The organism is Candidatus Alkanophaga liquidiphilum (assembly GCF_053996935.1).
In genome coordinates, this window is record NZ_JBMXYC010000070.1 from 15,788 (window position 1) to 38,340 (window position 22,553).

The window sequence follows — 22,553 nt, forward strand, 5'->3', positions numbered from 1 at the left end:
AAACTTCCGAATTTGAAAGGGGTCAAAAAGGGTTAAGCAAACATCACTCCCGGCTCTCTGAACTCCTTTAATATCTCTCTCTGCCCGCCCGTCATGACTTTCCGCACCGCCCTTTCGAAATCCGCCATCTCGACGGACTCCTTGTTCTCCCGCACTGCGAACATCCCTGCCTCCATCGTTATTGCCCTTATGTCGGCGCCCGTTGCGTTTTCAGTCATCGCCGCGAGCTTCCCGAAATCCACATCCTCGCCCAGTCGCAGCCTCTTCGCATGTATTTCGAATATTTGCATGCGTGCCTCGTAATTCGGCATTGGTATTTCTATGACCCTATCAAAACGTCCGGGACGCAGCAACGCCGGATCGAGGATGTCGGGGCGGTTCGTCGCCGCTATCAGCTTGACATCGCCCCTCGGGTCGAAGCCGTCAATCTCGGCAAGGAGCTGCATCATCGTCCTTTGCACTTCCCTGTCGCCGGAGGTGCCGTCATCCACGCGCCTCGCCCCTATCGCATCTATTTCGTCTATGAAAATTATCGAGGGTGCCTTCTCACGAGCGAGGGCGAAAAGCTCCCTCACGAGCCGAGCGCCTTCTCCTATGTATTTCTGGACGAGTTCCGAGCCGACGACCTTGATGAACGTCGCCAGAGTTCTCTTCGCCACCGCCTTTGCGAGCAGCGTTTTCCCGGTGCCGGGCGGTCCAATAAGAAGGACGCCTTTCGGTGGCTCGACGCCTATCCGCTCGAACCGCTCAGGCTCCATCAGCGGTAGCTCCACAGCTTCTTTTAGCTCCTGTATCTGCTTATCGAGCCCGCCAATCTGGTCGTAGTCAACGCCCGGCGCCTCAATTACTTCCATCCCGTAAATCATGGGGTCTTTCATCGAGGGCAGAACCTCAACGACGGACAAACTCTGCTGGTTAAGGGCGACTTGCGTCCCGGGGCGGAGAGTGGCAACATCCAAGAAGCCAGAGGCGTTAACCACGAACTTGGGTCCCGTGCTGCTTTTTATAAGCAATTTACCGTCGCCGAGAACGTCGATGACCGTCCCGACAATCAGCGGCGGCGACTTCAACCGCTCGACCTCATTGCTCAATCTCCGAAGTTCCCGCTCATACCGTAGCCTCTGCTCTTCCAGATACTTCTTCTCACGCTCGATTCTCGAAATGCGCTCTCTAAGCCGATAGTTCATCTCTTCAAGCTGCCGTATCCTGTCCATGAGGTATCTTGAGAGGTCATCTCTTGCTTCTGGCGGCACTCTTTCACTCTCTTCCATCTTCTTACCCCGCTGTTCTCTTTTTAATTTGTCCAGCCATAATAAATAGTTGATGCAAAATGACGCAGCAATGCGAAATATGCGGGGCGGATGTGCCGCACACGTATCTTGTTGAGGTTGGCACTTCTAAGCTGCGTGTCTGCAAGGCGTGCGCAAAATACGGCGTCGCCGTCCCTGAGCGGGCGTCAAGCAAGGCGAAACCGGTTGTGAAGAAAAAGATATACAAGCTCATGGATGAGGAGTTCAGCATCGAGATCGTCCCTGATTTCGGGATGCGCGTCAAAGATGCAAGGGAGAAGTTGGGGCTCAAGCAGGAGGAGCTTGCGAAGCGGATAAACGAAAAGGTCTCGCTCCTTCGCAAAATAGAGCGTGGCGAGATTGTGCCCGACGACAGAGTGCGACAGAAATTGGAACGCATCTTGAACATCTCGCTGGTTGAGCGAGTGCAATAATTTCTCAAGTGACTCTGCGGACGCCACCACAAGCAGCGTCCTTCAACGCCCGCGCGAATTCTTCCACAGTCCTCAACATTTTTTCTTCGTCATGCACGTTATCTTCGATGAGTCTGACGAAGGCGCTCCCGACAATGGCGGCGTCCGCACCCGCATCTATGACGGAGCGGACGTGTTCAGGCTTCGAAATCCCAAAGCCGACCGCCACGCTCATTGCCTTTTCAAGCTCCTGCTCCAACGCTTTTATCCGCCTCAAGAGCGGCGAGACGTAAGCAGAAAGCCTCTCCCGCTCGCCGGTGACGCCGAGCAGTGACACCAAGTATAAAAAGGCAGAGCTCTCCCTCAAAATCCAGCGCAGCCGCTCGTCGCTCGTCGTCGGCGCCGCAAGGAAGATTAGATGGAAGTTCTCCGCTCGGCATCGCTCGAGGAGCGGCGCCGCCTCGTCTATCGGGAGGTCCGCCACTATTAAACCGTCGATGCCCGCACGCTTGCAGTCCTTTATAAATCTTTCGAAGCCCCGCCGCAAAACTATGTTGTAATAAGTCAGGCAAATCTTCGGCACGCTTTTAATCTCCTTAGCGACCTCAAAATAAATATCGGGAGTCATCCCTGCTTTTAAGCTGCGTTCCGTCCCTTTCTGGATGGTTGGACCATCAGCCATAGGGTCTGAGAACGGCAAGCCAAGTTCGAGGAAGTCCACGCCGCCACTGACAAGCGCATCCGCAATCTTGATGGTGGCGTCGGCTGAAGGGTCGCCGGCAGTGATAAAGCTTATTAGTCCGCCCTCGCCCCTTTCCTTCAGCTCTTTAAACCTCTTTGTTATTCTGTCCATGTGTAGTTCCTCCCGCTCTCAGCCACATCGGTAGCTCAATCATTCTCAAAAATCACCTTCAGAGCTTTGATTTTTGCATCGCATGCAGTTGTCGCTCTTGAGACCGCCCGCCCTATGTTTAAGTTGCTGTCTGAAAGCTCGTCGGTCTCGACTTTCCGCATCACGTCCCGCAACTCCGATGCTATTTCAGCAAACTCCTGCATGCTTGTGAAATTCGACGCAAGCTGCGTCTCGTTGAGCAGCCCCTCGAGGAACGTGAGCATTATCTTCCGAGCGCCGCCACGCTCACCCCCCGTCAGAGAGGAGAAAACGTCCATGAGCCTCTGCGCCATGATGAGTCCGGATTTCAGCCGCTCTGCAAGCTGGTAGCCCATTATTTCTGCTTCGTAGCTCATCCTCGCACCTCAAATGTCCATCTTAAAGCCGCCTATCTTGAAACCGATTTCTCGGTCGGCGCCTGAGGTTCCAACAGACAGGAACGGGCGGAGCGCCGCTGCGAGGTTGTGCAGCGTCATTGACTGCAGGAGAACCCTGCCGGGACCGGTGAGGGTAGCGACGAAGACGCCCTCGCCGCCGAAGAGTGCGGACTTCACGCCGACGAACTCGATGTCATAGCGCACGGAGGCGTCGAAGCCGACGATGCAACCCGTATCCACCTTCAAAGTCTCACCGACGTTCAGCTCTTTCTCTATGAAATCGCCGCAGGCGTGCAGGAACACGAGCCCCTCGCCCGAAAATTTTTCGAGGATGAAGCCCTCGCCGCCGAAGATGGCAGCGCCGAGCTTCTTCGTGAACGTGATGCCGAGGTCAACGCCGTCCTCGGCGCACAAAAACGCATCCTTCTGCGCTATGAACTCTTTTCGCTCCGCCGAAGAAATTTTAACGGGCTGAATCGTGCCGGGGGCGTTTCCAGCAAATGCGACTACACCAGGACCGCCACTTGTGGAGAACTCCGTCAAGAAAAAGGTCTCACCTACGAGCTTCCGTTTTAAACCTTTTAAGAAACCACCTTTGGCTTTTGCTTCCATTTTGACGTTTCCGCTCATGTAAACCATGGCGCCCGCCTCGGCGTAAACCCCCTCGCCGGCGCCCAGCATAATCTCTACAACTTGGAGATTGTCCCCAATGATCTTGTATTCCATAAGGCAAATTTTGCGCCGATTTGTTAAAAGCTTCGGCGATACCACGGCACCCTATACAATGAAATTTAATGGCACCAAAATATTAACAGGCATGCAAAAGAGAAGCGTGAAGGTAGCGATTTCGGGGAAAGGCGGCGTCGGGAAGACGACGCTTGCGGGCACGCTCGCCCGAGCGCTTGCGAGAGCGGGCTACGAGGTCATCGCCATAGATGCCGACCCTGCGATGAACCTTGCGTCGGCGCTCGGCGTTTCAGAGGTTCCAACGCCCATTTCAGAGCTTAAAGACTTAATATACGAGCGGGCTGGTGGTTATGGCGGCGTTTACAAGCTTAACCCGAAAGTGGACGACGTCGTCATGAGATACAGCGTCATCGCCCCTGACGGCGTCCGCCTTCTCGTCATGGGCACGGTCGAAAAGGGTGGCGGCGGTTGCGTCTGTCCCGAAAATGCGTTCTTGCGAGCACTGCTCCGCCACGTTATCTTCCGCGGCAAGGTTGTAATCCTCGATATGGAGGCTGGCATCGAGCATTTAGGACGCGGCACCGCAAGGGGCGTGGATTTGATGCTGGCGATCGTAGAGCCGGGGATGCGTTCCGTCGAGACCGCAAAACGCATAAAGAAGCTTGCAGCGGACATCGGCGTGAGGAACGTTGTAGCTGCGATAAACAAAGCGAGCGCCGACGAGGGCGTCATAGAAATCCTTAAAAGCAAGCTTGAGCGAGAATTGCAGATGCCAGTCATCGGAGTCATCCCTTACGACGACGCCCTGATAAAAGCAGACATTGAGGGGAGGGCGCCGATAGATGTCGGCGGCAAAGCCGTGGAGAAGATATACGAGATTAAAGAGAGGATATTTTCCTACGTGGGTTCCAGGTGAGAACGATGCGCTGTTGCTACTCGTGCAAGCATTGGGAGCGTGCCGTCGTGAAAAAAGCGATGTTTGACGTCAAACGGACGAAAAGCGACGAGGTTATTGTAATAGAGGTCTTAGGGAGACGTGTCGAGGTGCCCGTGTGGAATTACGAGATTGACGAGGCGGTGAAGGAGCTGGTGGAAGGGATAAGAAGGGGAAGCGTGGGCTACTGCTACGGCAGAATAATTCGCCCTTGGGATGCGTATGAGTGCTTTGAGCCACGCTTCGTGTTCGAGGACTACGACGAAGAAGAAGACGAATACGTCGAAGAAGCATATCTTGCATGCTGGACGGCGGAGGGCTGCCCCTTCAAGGAGGAATGTTACAAGAAACGGAATTATCCTTATTTTGGATGAATGAGAATTGAGGAGATATTATCTTTGAAAGAGGCGTTAGAAGCAGAAGCGGACGCCGCCGCCTATGAGAAATTGAGGCGGGAGCTTGAAGCGGGCGTTCGTGAGAAGTGCGAGCGGCTTCTCGAAAAGTGCTTGGTGCACGGCGTTGCGAGGCTCGTGAAGCTCGTGGGCTTCCTGCCGAAGCTTGAGGGTGGCATCATTCAGAACGCCTACGCAAAGCTCTTTGCTCAGATGACGATTAAGCCAAGAGAGAGCGTAGAGAAGATAGGAGTGTTGCACGAGCTGACGGCAGTCGCCCCTGATGTCGATGCGCAAGAAATTCAACGTTGTTACGAGCTACTTTTGGAAAAAGAGCTTGTCTCATACGTTGAAATTTTAAGGCTGGCAACAGGCGTCGCCCTGAGTGAGGAGCTTGCCAAAAAACTTGAAGATGCGAAAAGGGCGCAAAAAATGAAAATAAGAGAGTTTCTGAGCAGGTGCCCTTAGCTGCTTGCTTCAGGGCGCTGCTTTGAGCATCGTTTTAGGAAGTGCCTCAAGGCGCCTCTTCCGCTTTGTCTTCGGGCCATAACTCGCCAGGACCTGGTAGCTGCAGCGGCGTCGGCTCGCCGTTCTTCCAAAACCTCTTCACGATAGGGTGTCCGACTTTTTTCAGCCAAGCTTTAAGCTCGTCGGGCTCGACAGCGTCTTCCTCAGTCGCTATGAGGTGGAAGTGCGTCTCCGGGATGGCGTCGGCAATCTTCATCTTCAAATCCTTGGGTATCCAGATAACACGGTCCCAGCCGCCGTCGCCGCCGAGGAATTTTGGGCTTTTGAGCGTGAGCACGCAGGCGCCGCAGAAGCCGTGATACTGGACGCCGCCGCCGCACATGCCGGCTATTGTTGAGAACTTCAGCCCTAAAGGCGTTAAGCCCTTGTAAGTGCGGTTCACGATGCCGAGTCCGTCAAGCTCAGGAATGTAAAACACCAGAACTTCAAAGCAGCCGCACGACGTCATCGGGTATTTTATGGCGGAATACAGGTTCACGTGCCGTATTGTCCTGTTCGTGCGCTCGTAAACGGCTTTGTCCACACCTGTGTATCTGCCGGCGACGGGGTCTATGCATTCGCCTTTGGGGATGATGAAGCAGTAGCCCTGCGGGTCCACGTCGAGGCATGCCCGGGTGTTGTGCCAGTTCAGCACGCCGCAGAAGGGCGTCCTGTCCGGCGTAACGACGCAGCAGTGGTTCGGCGCAAAGCTCTGACAAAGCGTGCAGCCGTAGAAGACATCAGCCTCCTCGTCCCGCATCTCCATAGCCCGCGCGTCTCGAGCATCCCATATTGGCTTGCACTGTTGTTCTATGATTTCGGCGATGAGCTCCTTGCCGCCGATTTCTGGCGATGCTATTATCATCTTCGCCTCGATGGCGTCAATGATTGTGGGCAGCTGCGACAGGAACATACCCATCGCTGCCCAAGGCAAATACTTGAAGGAGTCAATTCTACCTTTCAGCCGCTTGTGAATTCTCGCCCAGACCATATTGCGAGTGTTGAGCCAGAGTATGCCTTCTTGCTTGACGTGATTATCCATCGCCCAGCGTTCGAAGTAGCTGACATGCTCCTCTTGGAGACGTTCGCCGCCGACGATGAGGTAATAGCCGAAAGGCAGGCTCATGCCCTCCTCTAGCTCGCTGAGCTCAGGTCCCACAATCTCAATCTTTCCATGCTCTATCTCCTTCGGGTCTCTTTTTTCTATGAGGTAAAAGCTCTTGTAGTCATGCTTTGGGCCGCCGAGCTCGACCCACAGGTCCTTTTTCGGGATTCGCTCGCCCGCCCACCTTGGCGAAATCTCGGTCGGCAACTCGTCAAACAATCGCTCTATGTCATCCACAGGCGCCCAATATTCCCTCCCCCTCGGGAGCTTGTGGTCCGCCGGCGTTCTTATCATCTAATCACCCCCTCAGCAATCCTCATCAACGCATCCCTCCACGCCTCTTTTGACATTTCAGAGAGCGAGAAGTCCGCATTTTCAAAACGCCTACGCTCCAACGCCAGAGTCTTGCAACTCGCAAAATGCTTTAACGTAGAAAGCACGCCGCTCAGCACGAAGGAGTAAAAACCCACAAAAACCAGGAGGTCAGGCTTATCTCCCTCCGAATGCAGCATACGGCTCACGACCTCCGCAGTCCATTCCTTACCGGCGTCAATGCCCATTTCCCTCAATGGCGCAGCCGTGTTTCCAGTTGCGGCAATTCCTGCCTTTGCACCTAAACCTTCCGCCAGTTTCACGACCGTGCTCAGAATATCGCCGTCCAGCCGCGAGCCCACGAGGATTAACAGCTTCTTTGCATCCCTCAAGACCCTTACGGCCCCCTCTACGTCCACAATCACAGTTACCACCCCTCGTCCTTCTTATCGGCGTCCGCGAGCTCCCCCCTCCTCGCCGCCTCCCTTATTATCAGCCGCTCTAAAAACGTCGAATATTGTCCCACTCTTATGCCGTAATCTCTCGCATACTCTTCAGGCGTTAGGAGCCTCCCATCCCGGTGTTTAGCCCTTATTATCAAGCCCCGCCGCTTGTCAACGTCCCAGCCGTATTTCTCACCGAGAATCCTTATCATCTTGTGCTTCCTCGTCCACGGGAGCTCAGCGTCCGCCCGCACGTAGAGGTGGAAATCTTCGGGGATGCTGTTGAAGAAGCGCTCGTAGAACGACCAATAGCTGTCCATTTTCGACATGCGTCCGTCCCTGAAGTCATTGACCCGGAAGACAAGCCTCGTAATCATCGTGAGCGCCTCTTCCTTCGTCTCGACGGGTATGATGAGATGCGGAGGCGCCGGGTCAACTTCCACCTTACGCCCGGTGAAGCCGTCGTATGCCCACCACTTGCCGCGGTCTTCGACGTTACCCAGTAAGAACCGCTGGAACTTCCAGCCGTGCGGTCCGAGGACGACGGGCGCCCCGAGGCGTGCAAAACCAGCAGCTGCCGCGTAGAGCTGCGGCGACGCTGGTCCCCAGATTATAACGCCCATGGGCATCTTGCCAAGGGTGTAATCGGCGTGCTCTTCGAAGTTTCCGAGGAGAGGCAGCCGTGCGATTAAGTGGTTGTATTTTATAAATGCCCTTGCGACGTGGCTGAACGCCGAGCACGAGCCACAGTTCAAAAAGCCCCGTATCTGGAGGAGTGCCGCCCACGCCTCATACAAGTGCTTCTTCTCCACCTCATTGTAAAACGACGCAATGTCGGCGGCGACGCACCCCGCAGTCAGCACGAGGAAGTTCATGTCCACGAGCTCGTTCACAATGTAACCGACGTCCTGCTCGTTCCCAGCGCCGCAGCCTATGATTGCGACCATGCCCGAGACAGTTCCGAAGCCAAAAGCGTATGCCACGTCCCTGTATTCCAAATGTGACGGCGTGCCCCTGCCCGGGCGCATCTTAAAGCGTTCCGCACGCATTTTGTCCACGGCTGCTTTCAAGACCAAGCTGACTATCGGAATTCTCGCAATGCAGACGCTTTCGCACTTTGCGCAGAACAAGCAATCGTCGTAAATCTCGGATAATTCATTAGCACGCCCCTCCTTTGCGGCAAGCACCGCAGCCGAAACCTCAAGGTCGTTCGGACAAGCGTCGTCGCAGGCGCCGCAGCCGTCGCATTTCTCTGCAGCCTCCAGCCCTGGCAGCTCAAATTTCTTCCTACTTCTTGAAAGCTCTCTTGCAACCTTCACAGCAACCTCTGCCGCCTTCTTCGGGTTCAGTATGAGCACGCCCGCCTCCTCGCCGCTTATCAACGCATTTGCGATTTCGGAAAGAGCGGCGTCGGTCCTATCCTCCAAACCCATGCTCATATTCTGCGAGACTGCGACGACTGCTGTCCTTGTTTTCTTAGCTTCTTCCAAGATGTTTGCCGGGACGCATTGCTCGCCGACGACAATAACGTCAGGAATTCCCGCACGCAAGACCCTTAAAACTTTCAAGGCGCCGCCGAGATTCTTCGTCTTTTCGTAATAACGTCCGAGGTCGAGCCCCATCTGTCCAACGCCGCATATCTGGACTTCGTCCTCAAGCCCACTTGCCCGCACGAAGTCAACAGCCGCTATGCCTACGAGGAAAGAATTTCCGACGAAGAGCACGACGGGTTTCTCAAGGTCGAGGGCGCCGACGCCACGTTCTATGAAATGCGGGAAGTTCGGGAGTTCCACAAGTTCCCGGTCGGCGGCGCTGCAAAGCCCGAAGCATGCCTCCTTCACAAGCTCCGCAACCTCACCGGCGAGCAAATACATCGAGCCGGCATGGAACGCCTTGCTTTCCAAGTCGATAACGTTGGACTCCTGCGACGCCGCCGCAAGGAGCTCAACCAGCTGCTCCTCCGCATACCTTAAAGCGTCGTCGGCATCGCCGAGCGTGTATATCGGCGTCCCTGTGAAGAGCATCGTGTTAATTGATGGGTATCTTACGTTTTTTCCGTGACTTATCCTTTTATCTCTACCAAAACGCTTTAGTGCTTCGTTGAGCAGCGCTCTTGCGTGCGAAATCATCTGGGAAGCCCCCTTACAGGCGTCGAGCAGGCTGTCCCTTGCGCATTTTGTCTTCAAGTCGATGCCGCACGCCCCCCGCTCCCGACTCAAGTCGCAGACACCAAGCATGCAGTCGTTACATCTCGAGGACTTCGGCGAATATACGGGCGGGTATCTACCCAGCAAGAAGCCATCCCAGTCCTCAAGCTCCTTCGCAGACGGAAAGATGTGCAAATGACATTCGACTTGCTGCAGCCTCCGCTCGGGCCACCCGAAGTCAGGGTCTTCTATCGCTCGTTTCACGATGCTTTCTATTCCTCTTACATCCCTCACGACATCGCATATCCGCACCGAAGTCTTCCCGACAGTCGCCACGGGAGTATCTAAATCGTTCCGAGAATTAGGCAACAAAAACGTCACCCCAACAAATCTACTTCCTCAAAGCACTTCAGACACAATTTTTTCCTCACAACACCCTCACTCATCGCTCCTATAAAGGATTCGCCTTTCATCCTGTATCCGGGGTGAAATTCCTCGTAAGATACCTCTTTCGTGCAGGAGTCGCATATTTTGGCGCCACATTCGCTGCATTCGTTCACAGCATCTCCTTTCCCACACAACTCACATAAACCGCCCATTTTTACCACCCCAAAGGCCCATGGGGCACAACTATAGATAATGGAAAAACATGATTTATATCTTTTCGTTAGGCGCGGGCAAAGCGTGTCCGATGAGCAGCACCATTTTAACTCCGGGAGACGAATTTGACAGGATGGAGCAGGGCATGCGGCAGAAGGTCGCGGTGCTGGACTTCGGCGGGCAGTATGCGCATCTCATCGTCAGGAGGTGTAGAGAGCTTGGCGTGTATTCCGAGCTCTTCCCGCACGACGTTTCCGCTGAGAGTCTTGTAGAGGGTGGGACACAAGCAATAATCTTCTCAGGCGGTCCGAAGAGCGTTTATGAGCGCGATGCACCGATGTGCGACCTCGAGGTCTTCAAGCTCGGCGTCCCGATTTTAGGAATTTGCTATGGTGCGCAGCTCATCGCACACCTCAAAGGCGGCGTCGTGCGGCGGGCGGAGCAAAGAGAGTTCGGCAGAACCGAGTTTTTCGTGGACCGTGAAGACGAGCTGTTTCATGGCATACGCAAGAAATTAACGGTCTGGATGTCGCACAGCGACAGGATAGAATCGTTGCCAAATTCTGAAGTTCTTGGGCACACCGAGCACTCGCCGCTCGCTGCTTTCCGCCTCGCCGACCGCATTTACGGCGTGCAGTTCCACCCCGAAGTGCATCACACCGAGAGCGGCAAAGAAATTATTGGGAATTTCCTGTTTCGAGTTTGCGGCTTGCAGCGCAACTGGGAACTTAAGGGCTTCGTGCGGCGTGCCATCGAGGAAGTCAAAAGAGAGGTCGGCGACGGGAAGGTAATCTGCGCGCTCAGCGGAGGCATTGACTCCACAACGACGGCGCTCCTTGTGCACAAGGCGGTCGGCGAGAACCTGACCTGCATTTATGTGGATCACGGGCTCATGCGGAAAAACGAGACTGAAGAGCTCCTGGAAACTTTTAAAAAGCTGAAGCTGCGAGTCGTGCACGTTGATGCGAGGGAGCGTTTCATGCGACGACTACGCGGCGTGAGCGACCCTGAGGAGAAGCGCTGGATTATCGGCGAGGAGTTCATCCGTGTCTTCGAGGAGGAAGCCCGGAAGCTTGGCAAGGTGGATTTTCTCGCTCAGGGCACCATCTACCCTGACAGAATTGAAAGTGCACGAGCGCAAAGTGGCAGGCGGGCGTCGAGGATAAAATCACACCACAACGTGGCAGCGCTCCCCAAGAAGATGAACCTCAAGCTCGTAGAGCCGATAAAGGACCTCTACAAGGACGAAGTTAAAGAAATAGCAAAGGAATTGGGGCTCCCTGAGGAGATAATAAAGCGGCATCCGTTCCCCGGTCCGGGGCTCGCCGCCCGCATTATTGGCGAGGTTACTGAGGAGAAGCTGCGGATTTGCCGGGAAGCTTCGTTCATCGTCGAGGAGGAGCTGCGGAGGAGCGGCTGGTATGATAAGGTCTGGCAAGCGTTCGCAATCGTCGGCGACGACCTTGCGACAGGCGTCCTCGGCGACGAGCGAGTTCTCGGACACGTCGTCATCGTGCGTGTCGTCGAGTCCGTAGAGGCGATGACCGCCGACTTCGCCAGACTGCCGTATGGCGTGCTCGAAAACATCAGCCGAAGAATAACTAACGAGGTCAAAGGCGTTACGTGGGTCGCCTACGCAATCTCATCGAAGCCGCCGTCCACCATCGAGCCTTGCTGACGTCAGCGGTGCCGACACCAAGCACGAGCGAGCCGCACAACGCATCAAATGACATGCACGCCGACAACCATTGGGAACGCCCCGTATTCAAGGTTTTTGAAGCCGTAGTCCGAGTGCGTCAGCCCGATGCAGAAGTAAACATCATGTTTTCGTAGAAACCTTAACATGCGGTAGCCGAAGAAGAGGCGTTTCTGCCTCTTGAAATCATTCCAAAAGTCGTAGAATGCGAGACAGCGGCACGACCAACGCCGGAAGAGCCTACCGGTGCCGTCCCTGAAGTCAAATTTTATATATTGCCCGTAGCTCCGCCCCCCACGACGGCGGTCTTCGTAAGCCCGCAAAATCTTCGGCTTTATAAGCCCAAGTGTCCGCCCGCTCTTGAAGACGGCGTCCACCGACCTGTCCAAATGCTCTTCTAAAAACTTCTTCTTCTCCTCATCATTCAGCTCCCTGACGACACCCTCACCGAAAATGAAAAAGCGGTCTTCCAACCGTGGGTTTCTGCCGTGCCACTCGTCCACGTAAACTTTAGAGACGTAGAAGTTTCTGAAATTCGGCTCGCTGCCGCCATGTGAGAAGATGTCCTCCTCATAAATCGACTGAAGGCGAAGCCAGTTTCCATGTTCGTCGATGCCGGCGACGCAGACGTGGTTGCTTTCAGGACGGGCAACAGCAAGCGTCGTGATATACGTGGCTCTGACGTCCCGCAATGCCTTAACGTCCAAGTCAAGCTTTTTGACCTTTGCGTATTTGCCAACTCTGATGGTTTTCGTCGCTTTTTTGCCGACGTAAGCGTTTTCAATGAGGAGGACGTCGCCAACGTTTATTCCATCAAGAAGCTCCACCGTTTCGTCTCGGAAGAAAGCACGGACGTAACCACACTCATTTGCGAGGATTAGGCTTCTGACGCCCTCGCCGCCCGCCGACGGCAGCGCCCTCAGAACCTTGCCCACGAAGGTAACACTCGGCATTAAAATTTTGATGACAGTTCTCGGAAATAACACTACCGTTAAAAGTGAAGACCGAAAGAATAGGAGAGCATGACGCATTTAGTCGCGCTTACGTGTTGCGTATTAGCCCTCGTAGCTCCGACATTAGCATCTGCGGTTGCAGCGGCTGATACTGAGAACTCGACTACGAGCATCATTGAGTTGAGCGCTGAGGTTAAGGTGGCGGCTACGAGCGTTCAGGCTTCAGTTGAAGATATTGAGGGATTAATCGCTGAGATTGAGGCGTTGGCTGGGGATATCGAGGCTTTAGCCGAGGACGTTGCGGGAGCCGCCCCCGCTGCTGAGTCTCAAGCTGAGGAGATAGTGACTCTCGCCGAAGACGTCAAGAGCCTTGTCGGGGAAATCGAAGTTCCCACCTCAGAAATCAGAACTCTTGCGGAGGAAATTAAAAGTTCAGCAGAAGACATCAAAGCTTTAGCCGAGAAAATTGTGGCAGAAGCCGCCGTGACGACGACGGTAGAGGGAACACCGTCTGCGGCAACAGCAACACCAACAGTGACGCTACCGTCGGCGCCAGCGGCGAACCGCAGCCCGACGCCGTCCGGCTTTGAGGTTGCAGTCTGCGTAGTCGCCTTTGCGCTCGCTGTGATGCGGCGGAAGCGCATCTGAACCGCTAAGACGCTTTGACGCACGCTAACGAGCAGTATTTCGCACGACGGAGAAACCGATGCCGAAGTCCGCGCTCATAAGGACTAATGCCACGCCTCTACGGTCCTGACGAGTCTGTCGAAGAAAAGGCGTTCGGTATCCCAAGGCCCGGGGCTCGCCTCAGGATGATACTGCACACAGTAAACGCCCAAATATTGGTTTTCCAAGCCCTCAACTGTCAGGTCGTTGGCGTTTATTTGTGTAACCCGCGTCCCTTCCTCGGCGTTTGCCAACGACTCTTCGGCGGCAGCGAAGCCGTGGTTCTGTGACGTTATAAATACCTTTCCGAGCTCGAAGTCCTTGACGGGCTGGTTTGCGCCCCGATGCCCGAACTTCAGCTTGTATGTGGAGGCGCCCAGCGCTAACGCTATTATCTGATGTCCTAAGCATATCCCAAATATCGGAAGCCGCCCCAAGAAATGCTTTACGACGTTTATGGCGTTCTTCCCGCGCTGAGGGTCGCCGGGACCGTTGGAAAGCAGGATGGCGGAGGGCTCCACGCTCTCGATCTCGGAGGGGGGCGTCCCCGCCGGGAACACGCAAATGTCGAGATTACGCCGCTCTAAACTCTTCAGGATGTTATGCTTGATGCCCATGTCCAGCACCGCAATTCTCTTTCCAGAGCCTTTAATTCTGTAAGGCTTTCGGCAAGTTACCTGCTCTATCAAGTCGAGCTCCGAGATGTCAGGCTGCGTCTTTGCAAGCTCCAGCGCCTTTGCTCTGTCCGCCTCGCTTAATTCCTCCTTCACGATGAGACATGCTTTCATCGTTCCGTAATGCCTCGTCTTTATCGTGAGCATCCTCGTATCCACTTCACAGATTCCAGGGACTCCCTCCGAGTGCAAAAACTCGTCTATAGTCGTCTTCGACTTGTAGTGCGACGGGCGCTCACATATCTCACGGACGACGAAGCCCTCCACTTTTATCCCATCTGATTGGAATCTGGCGCCGCTGACCCCGTAGTTCCCAATGAGCGGATACGTGAGCATGAGAATTTGCCCTTTGTAGGAGGGGTCGGTCAGTGCTTCCTCATAGCCCGTAATCGGCGTTGCGAACACAAGCTCGCCGGTCGCAACCTTCGGGTAGCCGAAGCCCTCGCCCTCCACGAGCGTGCCGTCCTCAAGCGCCAGTATCGCTTGCATCCTTTTTATTTAATGTTCATGGGTATTTAGCTTGTCCGCTTAATGATTTTGTCTATGCGAAATTTCGAGGCATATCAGCTTGTAGCCGCGGGGCGCCATCGAGGATTGCGGGTGCTCCCTTATGAAGGTTCGTTGAATCTCAGGTATTGCATTGTGGTGTTGTGGATGTGGTGGCAGGCTCTCTTTAGACCCGATGCAGAGGGGATAAGTCATGTAGTCTCGTTTCGCCTCACACCCATATGTTTAGTTATCTGCGGGTTGTCTCCTTTGAGCGGGTGTCGAAGGTGTTGATTCCCATCCTCCTCGTGGCGAACCGCGCCGGCGGCGAGGACGGGTGGGCATTCTTAATGCTGGTAAGTTTAGGGAAAAATTTTTAAATGAAAATCTTCTCCCTAAACCTGGGGATGGAGATGGAGAGTAAAGCCTTGCTTTGCCTCTTACTGGTGCTGTCCTTCCTCGCTTTCGCGGGTGTAGCGTCTGCGAGGACGATCTACGTGCCCGATGATTATGCGAGGATCCAATGGGCGGTGGGCAATGCTTCTGCTGGAGATACGATTGTTGTGAGGGATGGAATCTATTACGAGAATGTGAGGGTGCGTGTAAAGCAACTAACATTGAAATCTGAAAATGGCCCCGCTAATTGCATCATTGATAGTGGAGGACGCGGTGATGTCATCCGCTTAGATGCAGATGGCGTCAGGATTGAAGGATTTACTGTAAGAAATTCGGGTTGGGCGGATGCAGGAGTTTTTGTATATTCAAACAATAGCATCATTATTAACAACATCATATCGAACAATTATTATGGCATCTACCTCTGGGATTCAGACAGCAACCAGATCTGCAACAACACCATCTCGTCAAACGGGGATAAGGGCATCGTCATCTGGTATTCAGACAGCAACCAGATATGCAACAATACCATCTCGTCGAACGACGATGAGGGCATCTTCCTCGATAATTATTCAGACAAAAACCAGATATGCAACAACATCATCTCGTCGAACGGGGATGAGGGCATCTACCTCCGGGATTCAAACAACAACCGAATATCAAACAACACCATCTCGTCGAACGACGATGAGGGCATCCACCTCCGGGATTCAAACAACAATAAGATATACCTCAACAATTTCGTAGACAATTACGATAATGTTTATTCTTGGGGATCCGCTAACATCTGGAGTTCGACAGAGAAGATAGCATACACATACAAGGGTCATGAGTATGAGGGGTACATGGGCAACTACTGGGATGATTACAGAGGGAGCGACGCGGACGGCGACGGGATAGGGGACACGCCTTATTCCATAGACGGGGATGATAAGGATTACTATCCGCTGATGGAGCCGTTCGAGAACTATTTCGCGCCGGAGAACCAGCCGCCGGTCGCAAGCTTCACATACACGCCAGAACATCCAGTAGTTAATCAAACGGTAACATTTGATGCATCCTCCTCATACGATCCCGACGGCGTGGTCGTGCTTTACGAATGGGACTTCGGGGATGGGGCAACAGCCTCAGGTGTGGTGGTGACCCACGCGTACTCGGCGGCAGGGAACTACAGGGTGACCCTGACGGTCACGAACGATGACGGAGCGAAGAACTCGACGAGCAGGCTTATCACGGTGTTGCCGCCGACGCCGCCGACCGTTTCGATCTCGACGGACAGGTACGAATACGCCGCCGGCGACACCATGCTCATAAGCATCACGCTGCGGAACCCGACGAATGAATGGCGGAACGTGGAATTCCTATGGCGGCTCGACCTGCCGAACTACGGGTTGCATCTCCCGATAATAAGCAGATCGCTATGGCTGCCGCCGCTCTACGAAAAGACGTTCACGCTCAGCTGGCGGCTTCCGGGATGGAGATTCTCGTTCAACGCATCCTGGTACGTCGCCCTTTTCGACGAATCCAGATTGATAAGCGAAGATCGCGCAGATTGGAGGTATATACCAGTAAAAGAAGAAGGGATGACACCTGAAGAGGGCATGAAAGAGGTAAAGGAGAGTATAGTATTCAATGCGGTCCTTATGAATGCTTTTAATTCCTCTTTGTTGTGAGGAAGAGGCAGCTCCTTCATCGCCAAGAACGTCATTACTGCGATTCTCGCTACGTGAAATGGATATAAAAGCCACTCTTATCTTAATACCCCCCTCTCTTTATTTTTCAAAAGTTGTATCAAAGGATCCACTCCTTCTTTTTCCTCTCTGGATTCTTTTTCGTTCTCTCCTAAATGCTCAGAATCCGTCATTGTAGCACCTCTTATTAGCATCAATGCTTTAAACTATTTTAAATTTCTCACCACCATATTCGCAACACCACAAACGCAACACCCTAAGATTCAATAGAACCGTAATGTGCGACTTCAGACACCAAGACGATGTCTTCCTTTTCAAGGAGAGCAGACGCTACGATGCGGAAGCCATCCCTCGCGCCTCGCACTATTCGAGCTATGTGTATGTTCAGGAACTCAGCAAGCTCCTCGAGAAACTCGTGCACGAGAGGTCTTTTTATGTAGTCGAGCCTGAAAGGTGCGTAACAGTGGTCACAAATTGAGCAACCATCACCATAAGTGATCAAAGCCTTACGGGATTCGGGCGTGAGCCGCCCGCCCGCTTGGATCGGGTGTATATTTGTCAACTACCACCCGTTGAAACGGGAGGCTTGTAGGTGATTGCCATGCAGGACAACCCCTACATCAGGTTGGTTGACAGCAGCCCTGTGGACGGGAGCCCGCTCCTATCCACACAGTTTCAAGCATCATCGCCCCACAGCGGTTTCCCAAAGGGTGCCTTAGGGCTTCCGCTTAAAGTAATATTGGAGCCCGACTTTAAAAGCTAACGGGGGTGAGAAAGGCGGCATTCCTCCACCCGTCGGGTGGTTCCTGCCACCAAAAGCTATGAACTCCTCCTCACGCACCCTCAATTCAATGTTGTCGGTGATGTATTTGCCAACTCCTCCCTCCACATGTCTTCCAAGCGCGACCTCTATCTCCCTCACGAGCTCGCTTGATACCCTGTCGAGCTTTTTGCTTTCGAGCTTCGCACTTGGAGCCCTCTTCCTGAAAAATTCCCTTAAGTCTTCGAGCGCGAACATCAGCCTGTATATTTGCATGATATCCATCCGATCACCCGCCGTGGACGACCCTCACAAGCTCGATTTCGTCATCGTTGCGCACTCTTTCGCACTCAGGCATCGCTATCCTCTTGCCCTTCACCACGAGGAACTCTGAAGGATTTAATCCAAGCGTTTTGAGTAGCTCTTCTGCGGAAAGCTCTCCGCTTATCTCGAGCTCCTTCACCCTACCCCCAGGGACGATCACTCTCACCATGGAATCCCCCTACATGGTCTTGGCGACCACGGGGAGTACGTCGTTGTCCGGATACACTTCGATAATCTCACCCAACTCGTCTACCGTCAAGCCTCTCCACATCATCGCCGCTATGTAATGCAGGGCGTTCTTCCCGCTATAGCTCGCCATGTGCACGCCTAGGACCTTATGAGTCCTCGCATCGGCGACGACTTTTATCATACCCGTCAGCGAAGCGTCCCTACCCACAAGCCAAACGCATCTGTCCCTTACCGGTACGGTCTGACCAAACGTTTAAGAATATTGACAGCAGCATTGAAGAATGGGTTGCCATGTTCGTCTCACAGGTAGATATTGAGGAATTCAGGGGTATCAGAAGGTGTAAAAAGCCGTTGGAATTATCCAAGTTCACCGTTCTAGTCGGGAGGAACAACTCTGGTAAATCCTCCGTACTTGAAGCTCTGTCCCTGTTACCCCGGCCTAAAAGCGTACTCTACCCGTGGGGAATGAAGAGGGGACTCTTTCTTGTCAAACTTCACGGCGGAAGGGATTCTCTCGTTTACGGTTACTCGGGGAAGGCTAGAATCAGGTACACCATAAACGGTAGCACCTGGGTTCTGGATTTAATCGGTCCCGAAAACATGTCTCTCAAAGTCGATGGGAAAGTTGTCGATGACATCGCCGATGCCGACCTCGCATCCCTTCTGAAAATCGACAAAGATGATTTGAAAAATTGCGTCTTCTTCCTACCCCATATCTACGGGGAAATGATCATTGCACTGGACAAAGAGCTGCGAAATCTGAAAAACCAGATCGTCAAGTCTGAAGCCAACACAAAGGTTGCAAGAGAGGTGAGCAAATGCGTGGACGACGAATACACCGAAGTGCTCTGGGAGGAGAGGGCGCTCAGCCTCAGGAAGGAGTTTCCCGACAGGGGGCCTCTCTACATAAACATCGATGATCTCGGAGATGGGTTAAAAAAGGCCGTGAGAATCATGCTCCTGCTGGAGGTGATGCAACCAAAACTAATCCTGTGGGACGACTTCGAAGCTTCGGCGCATCCAAGCCTCGTAAAAATGCTGCTCGAATGGCTGAATGGTAAGGACTGGCAGGTGGTCATAGCGACGCACAGCATAGATGTGCTCTACGGACTGCTGGAAGTCGGGCTGAAGGACACCACAGTTCTGCAGCTCAAGAAGTCGCCGCAGGACGAGCTGATCTGCGAAAAGCTGACGCTCGACGAACTGGAGGATATAATCTACGCGAATCAGGATCCGCGCCTCCTTGTGGACTCGCTGAGGCTGTGATTCGTATGATCGTCGTCAGGGAACTCGGAAGCCGGAAAGCGGCGTTCCTCGTTTCGACGGGAAACGGGAACATCGAGTTCGACGTGATGTCCGCCATCGCCAAAAAGCACAATGGGAGAGGCGTGCTCTGGTTTCCGAAAACCCTGACGGAGAAGCTAGAAATTAGAGACAGAAGAAGGGCGACACGCGGCAAGGTAAAGGGTCGCTCGGTGTACAATATAGTGAATATATATCCGGGAAAATATGGAATCACCTCATTCATATTCCTGATGGATGCGGAGCACATAGAAAGTGCGGAGGACGTCGTAAACTACTTTCGCAAAGAGCTAAAGGTGAGGGTTGAAGCTTCCGGATATTTGAGAGTGGTGCATTCCTGATAAAAGGTCTTGTAGGCTCTCACAGGGTGCGGGTCTATACCGCCGTGCTGGGCGAGATCAAGTGCATTGAGGAGGACATAGCAAGACTTGTTGAGATCGAACTTGGAATTCCGATAGATGTGGAGAGAACAAGAAGCAGATTCGGAGAGGGTCGAGAGTTTAAAAAGTTTCTTCGAAAAACGATCATGAAAGTTCTGAGGGAGCACGACATGAGAGTGAAGGATCTGATAGATAGGGCGAGTATAAGGAGCTTAGAAAGTGCCTTTCCGAGTCTGAGCAAGATTTTCAAAATTGTTGAAAATGAATCTTTGGATGTCTGAAAACCCATAGTGCACACGACGCCGCCGGGGTTCATGAGCACGTCCACCTCATGGTTCTTGCGAGCTTCCTCCTCTGTCGTACCGACCCACGAAAGCTCGATGCCCATCAACACCGACATGGGAACGAAATCATAGCTCATCTCCATGTCGCGCCCCATGATATTCGAGGCTGCGACTATGCCCTCACGCCTTGCAACCGGGGTGAGATAAGGAGGCCCTGTAACGTCTCCTACGGCGTAAACTCCTTCCACTGAGGTTCGCATTCTTTTATCCACGATAATTTCGTTGTTCTTTTCTATTTTCACCCCCATCTTCCTCTCTATTTCAGAATTTGGCGTTAATCCTATCGCGAGCAGCACGGCGTCCGCAGGGAACTCCTCAATTCCACCACGAACCTCCGCTAGTACGGAATTTACCTCGGAACCCCCCGATATTTCTACGACGTCCACGCCTTCAAGGACTCGCACTCCGCGGCTTTCCAGCTGGCTCTTCGCATACTTGCGCAAATCCTTGTCAAGGGCGCTTAAAAACCTGTGTTTCTCGAGAATCGTTACTTCCGAGCCGAAAATCCTGAACGCGTACCCGTACGCAGCGGCAATGCTCCCCCCGCCTATGATGACAAGTTTCTCAGGGAGTCTTTTCAAATCCAATACTTCCCTGTATGTTATAACCCCCTGCAAGTCGTTCCCTTTGATGTTCGGGATTTTAGGGCGCGAGCCAGTTGCTATCACGATATTTTCTGCTTTTAGCTTCTCTCCATCGACCTCAACGGTTTTAGGATCAAGAAGTTCGGCCTCGCCTTCTACGTACTCGATCCCAAGCATTTTGTTTTGCACCCTGAAAAAGCCCTGCATCTTCTCTCGCATCTCTTTTATCTTCCTGAGAATTTCCACAAATTTCGGCTTTTTCAGCCCGAATTCTTCGCAGAGTCCCATCTTTTCCATCAGATCCAGACTTACGGCGCACTCCACAAGGGAGCCTTCCACGATGCACCTGAGGTTTGCGCACTCGCCCGCCCCCCTACGTACCTCTTCTCAACTACTATCGGCGAGCCTCATAGCTTTTTCAGTGCAATCGCCCCGAACCTCCCAGCTGGACCCCCCTCCGTAGCGGTGGTCATTCTCTCCCCTCCTAAACCTGCTTATATCCTTCCAAGTCGACAGTTATGTACCTGTAAAGCTTCTTCAGCTCAGAAAACCCGTCATTTCTCGACGATAGCCCCGAGACGAGCGCCGGAATCTCTTCTTTCGGAACTTCGATCCTCGCAATCGGAAAGTGGTCTCGCACTCTTACGAGGCTTATCTTAAGCAAGGTTCTAAGAATTTCTTCAGCCATTTCAATCCTGCGGAGCCTGTCCAACGTTATTTTTTCGTTAAAGGGGATGCGAGTTGCAAGGCACGACTCCGGGGGCTTCCCCGCCACTTTTTCATCTATCTTTGAGACGAGCCTGCGAGCGTCTTCCTTCGAGATTCCGAGTTCAGCGAGCGGCGAAATGACCCCAAACTCCTCTAATGCTTTTAATCCTGGTCTTTCTTCTTTCATATCAGAGGAGTTAGTTCCGTCGATAATCACCGAGTATCCTGCGTCCCTTATTACCTTAAATACTTTTCTCTTGCACAAATAACACCGCTCCCTCCTATTTCTAGCGAGTTCGCCGTCCAGAACGCTTACTTTGATCGTTTTGTGCACGATTCCGAATTTTCCAGCGAGCTCTCTCGCCTCCCTCAAAGAGCGGCGATGGACGAATTCCGAATCTATCGTGACGGCATCAGCAACTCTTCTGGCGGCGAATGCGACGAGAAAGCTGTCTACACCTCCAGAGAAAGCCACTGCCGCTCGCACATCGCCAAAGTTACGTATGCGTCTTTCTATGTAGTTTTGAAGCTCGGAAATGTTCGTCATTTCAACCTACACCTCATACGTTCTTCGCTGGAGACGTGCGGACATGAATCTAAAGTAGTGGTCTCGGCTGCCTGTCCTCAGGCAGTTCCGGGAGCTCCGCCGTTTTTATCAAGACCTGCCGCTTAAGGTACTTTATTCTGTTGAGAAGGAGCTCCTTACCGGTCTCAGTCATTGCGAGTATCGGGACTGCAACGCCTACCTGCGCCAGCGCCCTCCCAGCGAGCCTTCGCATGTGTTTCGACGCGCACGCCGTCGTGATGTCCACGAGCTCCATGAACCTCTCAGCATCGCCCTCGCTCATTCCGGTGATGTGTACACCGAAAAGGATGGCAGTCTTCCCCTTACCGGCCGCGGCTTCGACCTCTCGGCATCGTTCTGCATCGTCGAGGCTGCAGACGGTGACGCCCACATGGTTGTATTTTTCGAACGCGAATTTCAGACCGGCGGCCTGGTCGATCATGGCGTGCATTTCGTCGAGAACGAGGCAGTCTTTCGCCTTGAGCTTCGCGATGACCTCGGGGATGGGCGACGTCTCGGCGAGCCCGGACATCGCGCCGCCGATGCCCTGAACGACACGAGAGTCGGCGGCGACGACGGTGCCGGCGCCGTCGCAGACCTGCACGACGGTGGTCTCAGCCATGAAGTCGACGCCGCAAAACACGATGACGTCCGCGTCCGTCTCCGCCGCTCGCCGTGCAAGCTCCAACGAATCGCCGACGAAATCCGCAACGTCCTGAACCTCCGCACGCTGATAA

The 22,553-nt window shown here is 53.5% G+C and carries 25 protein-coding genes and 1 pseudogene; 9 read left to right on the forward strand and 17 right to left on the reverse strand.

From position 1 onward, the window contains the following. Positions 1-32 precede the first annotated feature (32 nt). On the reverse strand, positions 33-1,271 hold the full coding sequence (locus ACXJJA_RS09055) for a proteasome-activating nucleotidase (protein ID WP_456487892.1): 1,239 nt from the start codon (positions 1,269-1,271) through the stop codon (positions 33-35). 59 nt (positions 1,272-1,330) lie between these two features. Here ACXJJA_RS09055 and ACXJJA_RS09060 point away from each other — a divergent pair, with 59 nt between their 5' ends. Continuing rightward, entirely contained in the window at positions 1,331-1,723 is a 393-nt protein-coding gene (locus ACXJJA_RS09060) for a multiprotein bridging factor aMBF1 (RefSeq protein ID WP_456487893.1), read from the forward strand. Between the two features lie 4 nt (positions 1,724-1,727). On the opposite strand, the gene trpA is transcribed toward ACXJJA_RS09060, so the two are convergent. Genes trpA through ACXJJA_RS09075 form a run of 3 tightly spaced genes read right to left on the reverse strand, consistent with a single transcriptional unit; the run spans position 1,728 to position 3,697 of the window. After that, entirely contained in the window at positions 1,728-2,555 is an 828-nt protein-coding gene (trpA, locus tag ACXJJA_RS09065) for a tryptophan synthase subunit alpha (protein ID WP_456487894.1), read from the reverse strand. A 35-nt stretch (positions 2,556-2,590) separates the two neighbouring features. Then, the gene (locus ACXJJA_RS09070) at positions 2,591-2,950 is read right to left on the reverse strand and encodes a hypothetical protein (RefSeq protein WP_456487895.1); all 360 of its coding nucleotides are present in this window, start codon (positions 2,948-2,950) and stop codon (positions 2,591-2,593) included. Between the two features lie 9 nt (positions 2,951-2,959). Continuing rightward, positions 2,960-3,697 carry a TIGR00266 family protein gene (locus tag ACXJJA_RS09075; RefSeq protein WP_456487896.1) on the reverse strand — a complete coding sequence of 246 codons (738 nt, stop codon included), beginning with the start codon at positions 3,695-3,697 and terminating at the stop codon, positions 2,960-2,962. 91 nt (positions 3,698-3,788) lie between these two features. Here ACXJJA_RS09075 and ACXJJA_RS09080 point away from each other — a divergent pair, with 91 nt between their 5' ends. Genes ACXJJA_RS09080 through ACXJJA_RS09090 form a run of 3 tightly spaced genes read left to right on the forward strand, consistent with a single transcriptional unit; the run spans position 3,789 to position 5,452 of the window. Further along, on the forward strand, positions 3,789-4,574 hold the full coding sequence (locus tag ACXJJA_RS09080; RefSeq protein WP_456487897.1) for an ATP-binding protein: 786 nt from the start codon (positions 3,789-3,791) through the stop codon (positions 4,572-4,574). Then, complete coding sequence (locus ACXJJA_RS09085; RefSeq protein WP_456487898.1) at positions 4,571-4,966, forward strand: hypothetical protein; 396 nt, start codon at positions 4,571-4,573, stop codon at positions 4,964-4,966. Before ACXJJA_RS09080 ends, ACXJJA_RS09085 begins: the two co-directional genes overlap by 4 nt. Beyond that, positions 4,967-5,452, forward strand: coding sequence for a hypothetical protein (locus ACXJJA_RS09090; RefSeq protein WP_456487899.1), 486 nt, complete (start codon positions 4,967-4,969; stop codon positions 5,450-5,452). A 46-nt stretch (positions 5,453-5,498) separates the two neighbouring features. Here the strand turns inward: ACXJJA_RS09090 and cdhC are convergent, their stop codons facing one another. From cdhC to ACXJJA_RS09110, 4 genes are read right to left on the reverse strand one after another with little or no spacing between them, the layout of a single operon-like run. Continuing rightward, the gene (cdhC, locus tag ACXJJA_RS09095; protein ID WP_456487900.1) at positions 5,499-6,890 is read right to left on the reverse strand and encodes a CO dehydrogenase/CO-methylating acetyl-CoA synthase complex subunit beta; all 1,392 of its coding nucleotides are present in this window, start codon (positions 6,888-6,890) and stop codon (positions 5,499-5,501) included. After that, positions 6,887-7,333: a carbon monoxide dehydrogenase beta subunit family protein gene (locus ACXJJA_RS09100; protein ID WP_456487901.1), complete on the reverse strand. Its 447-nt coding sequence runs from the start codon at positions 7,331-7,333 to the stop codon at positions 6,887-6,889. Before ACXJJA_RS09100 ends, cdhC begins: the two co-directional genes overlap by 4 nt. 2 nt (positions 7,334-7,335) lie before the next feature. Continuing rightward, positions 7,336-9,870, reverse strand: coding sequence for an anaerobic carbon-monoxide dehydrogenase catalytic subunit (locus tag ACXJJA_RS09105; RefSeq protein ID WP_456487902.1), 2,535 nt, complete (start codon positions 9,868-9,870; stop codon positions 7,336-7,338). A gap of 5 nt (positions 9,871-9,875) precedes the next feature. After that, positions 9,876-10,097, reverse strand: coding sequence for a hypothetical protein (locus ACXJJA_RS09110; protein ID WP_456487903.1), 222 nt, complete (start codon positions 10,095-10,097; stop codon positions 9,876-9,878). Positions 10,098-10,231: 134 nt separating this feature from the next. Between ACXJJA_RS09110 and guaA the strand changes: the two genes are divergently transcribed. Beyond that, positions 10,232-11,776, forward strand: a complete 1,545-nt coding sequence (gene guaA / locus ACXJJA_RS09115) for a glutamine-hydrolyzing GMP synthase (protein ID WP_456487904.1) — start codon at positions 10,232-10,234, stop codon at positions 11,774-11,776. A gap of 44 nt (positions 11,777-11,820) precedes the next feature. On the opposite strand, the gene ACXJJA_RS09120 is transcribed toward guaA, so the two are convergent. Beyond that, on the reverse strand, positions 11,821-12,747 hold the full coding sequence (locus tag ACXJJA_RS09120) for a hypothetical protein (RefSeq protein WP_456487905.1): 927 nt from the start codon (positions 12,745-12,747) through the stop codon (positions 11,821-11,823). A gap of 69 nt (positions 12,748-12,816) precedes the next feature. Between ACXJJA_RS09120 and ACXJJA_RS09125 the strand changes: the two genes are divergently transcribed. Continuing rightward, positions 12,817-13,395: a hypothetical protein gene (locus tag ACXJJA_RS09125; protein WP_456487906.1), complete on the forward strand. Its 579-nt coding sequence runs from the start codon at positions 12,817-12,819 to the stop codon at positions 13,393-13,395. An 83-nt stretch (positions 13,396-13,478) separates the two neighbouring features. Here ACXJJA_RS09125 and carA read toward each other — a convergent pair whose 3' ends face one another. Then, positions 13,479-14,576, reverse strand: a complete 1,098-nt coding sequence (carA, locus tag ACXJJA_RS09130; RefSeq protein WP_456487907.1) for a glutamine-hydrolyzing carbamoyl-phosphate synthase small subunit — start codon at positions 14,574-14,576, stop codon at positions 13,479-13,481. A gap of 404 nt (positions 14,577-14,980) precedes the next feature. Here carA and ACXJJA_RS09135 point away from each other — a divergent pair, with 404 nt between their 5' ends. Beyond that, positions 14,981-16,642 carry a NosD domain-containing protein gene (locus tag ACXJJA_RS09135; protein WP_456487908.1) on the forward strand — a complete coding sequence of 554 codons (1,662 nt, stop codon included), beginning with the start codon at positions 14,981-14,983 and terminating at the stop codon, positions 16,640-16,642. Positions 16,643-16,916: 274 nt separating this feature from the next. On the opposite strand, the gene ACXJJA_RS09140 is transcribed toward ACXJJA_RS09135, so the two are convergent. The 4 genes from ACXJJA_RS09140 to ACXJJA_RS09155 all read right to left on the reverse strand — a co-directional run bounded on the left by ACXJJA_RS09140 (position 16,917) and on the right by ACXJJA_RS09155 (position 18,114). Further along, positions 16,917-17,222, reverse strand: a complete 306-nt coding sequence (locus tag ACXJJA_RS09140) for a PLP-dependent aminotransferase family protein (RefSeq protein WP_456487909.1) — start codon at positions 17,220-17,222, stop codon at positions 16,917-16,919. 153 nt (positions 17,223-17,375) lie between these two features. Next, the gene (locus ACXJJA_RS09145) at positions 17,376-17,705 is read right to left on the reverse strand and encodes a hypothetical protein (RefSeq protein WP_456487910.1); all 330 of its coding nucleotides are present in this window, start codon (positions 17,703-17,705) and stop codon (positions 17,376-17,378) included. Positions 17,706-17,709: 4 nt separating this feature from the next. Further along, positions 17,710-17,913 (reverse strand): ubiquitin family protein, encoded by a 204-nt coding sequence (locus tag ACXJJA_RS09150; RefSeq protein ID WP_456487911.1) that lies wholly within the window; start codon positions 17,911-17,913, stop codon positions 17,710-17,712. A gap of 9 nt (positions 17,914-17,922) precedes the next feature. Next, a complete protein-coding gene (locus ACXJJA_RS09155) occupies positions 17,923-18,114 on the reverse strand; it encodes an oxidoreductase dimerization domain-containing protein (protein ID WP_456487912.1) in 192 nt (63 codons plus the stop codon). 110 nt (positions 18,115-18,224) lie between these two features. On the opposite strand from ACXJJA_RS09155, the gene ACXJJA_RS09160 reads away from it, so the two are divergent. Then, positions 18,225-19,199, forward strand: a complete 975-nt coding sequence (locus tag ACXJJA_RS09160; RefSeq protein ID WP_456487913.1) for an AAA family ATPase — start codon at positions 18,225-18,227, stop codon at positions 19,197-19,199. Beyond that, positions 19,196-19,576: a hypothetical protein gene (locus ACXJJA_RS09165; RefSeq protein ID WP_456487914.1), complete on the forward strand. Its 381-nt coding sequence runs from the start codon at positions 19,196-19,198 to the stop codon at positions 19,574-19,576. The genes ACXJJA_RS09160 and ACXJJA_RS09165 overlap by 4 nt, the downstream gene beginning before the upstream one ends. 34 nt (positions 19,577-19,610) lie before the next feature. On the opposite strand, the pseudogene ACXJJA_RS09170 reads toward ACXJJA_RS09165, so the two are convergent. From ACXJJA_RS09170 to nadA, 3 genes and pseudogenes are all read right to left on the reverse strand, one after another. Next, positions 19,611-20,891, reverse strand: a pseudogene (locus ACXJJA_RS09170) (FAD-dependent oxidoreductase); the annotation flags it as partial. A gap of 136 nt (positions 20,892-21,027) precedes the next feature. Next, positions 21,028-21,798, reverse strand: a complete 771-nt coding sequence (gene larE / locus ACXJJA_RS09175) for an ATP-dependent sacrificial sulfur transferase LarE (RefSeq protein WP_456487915.1) — start codon at positions 21,796-21,798, stop codon at positions 21,028-21,030. A 49-nt stretch (positions 21,799-21,847) separates the two neighbouring features. Beyond that, on the reverse strand, positions 21,848-22,553 hold a 706-nt coding region (nadA, locus tag ACXJJA_RS09180), incomplete at its 5' end, for a quinolinate synthase NadA (protein ID WP_456487916.1).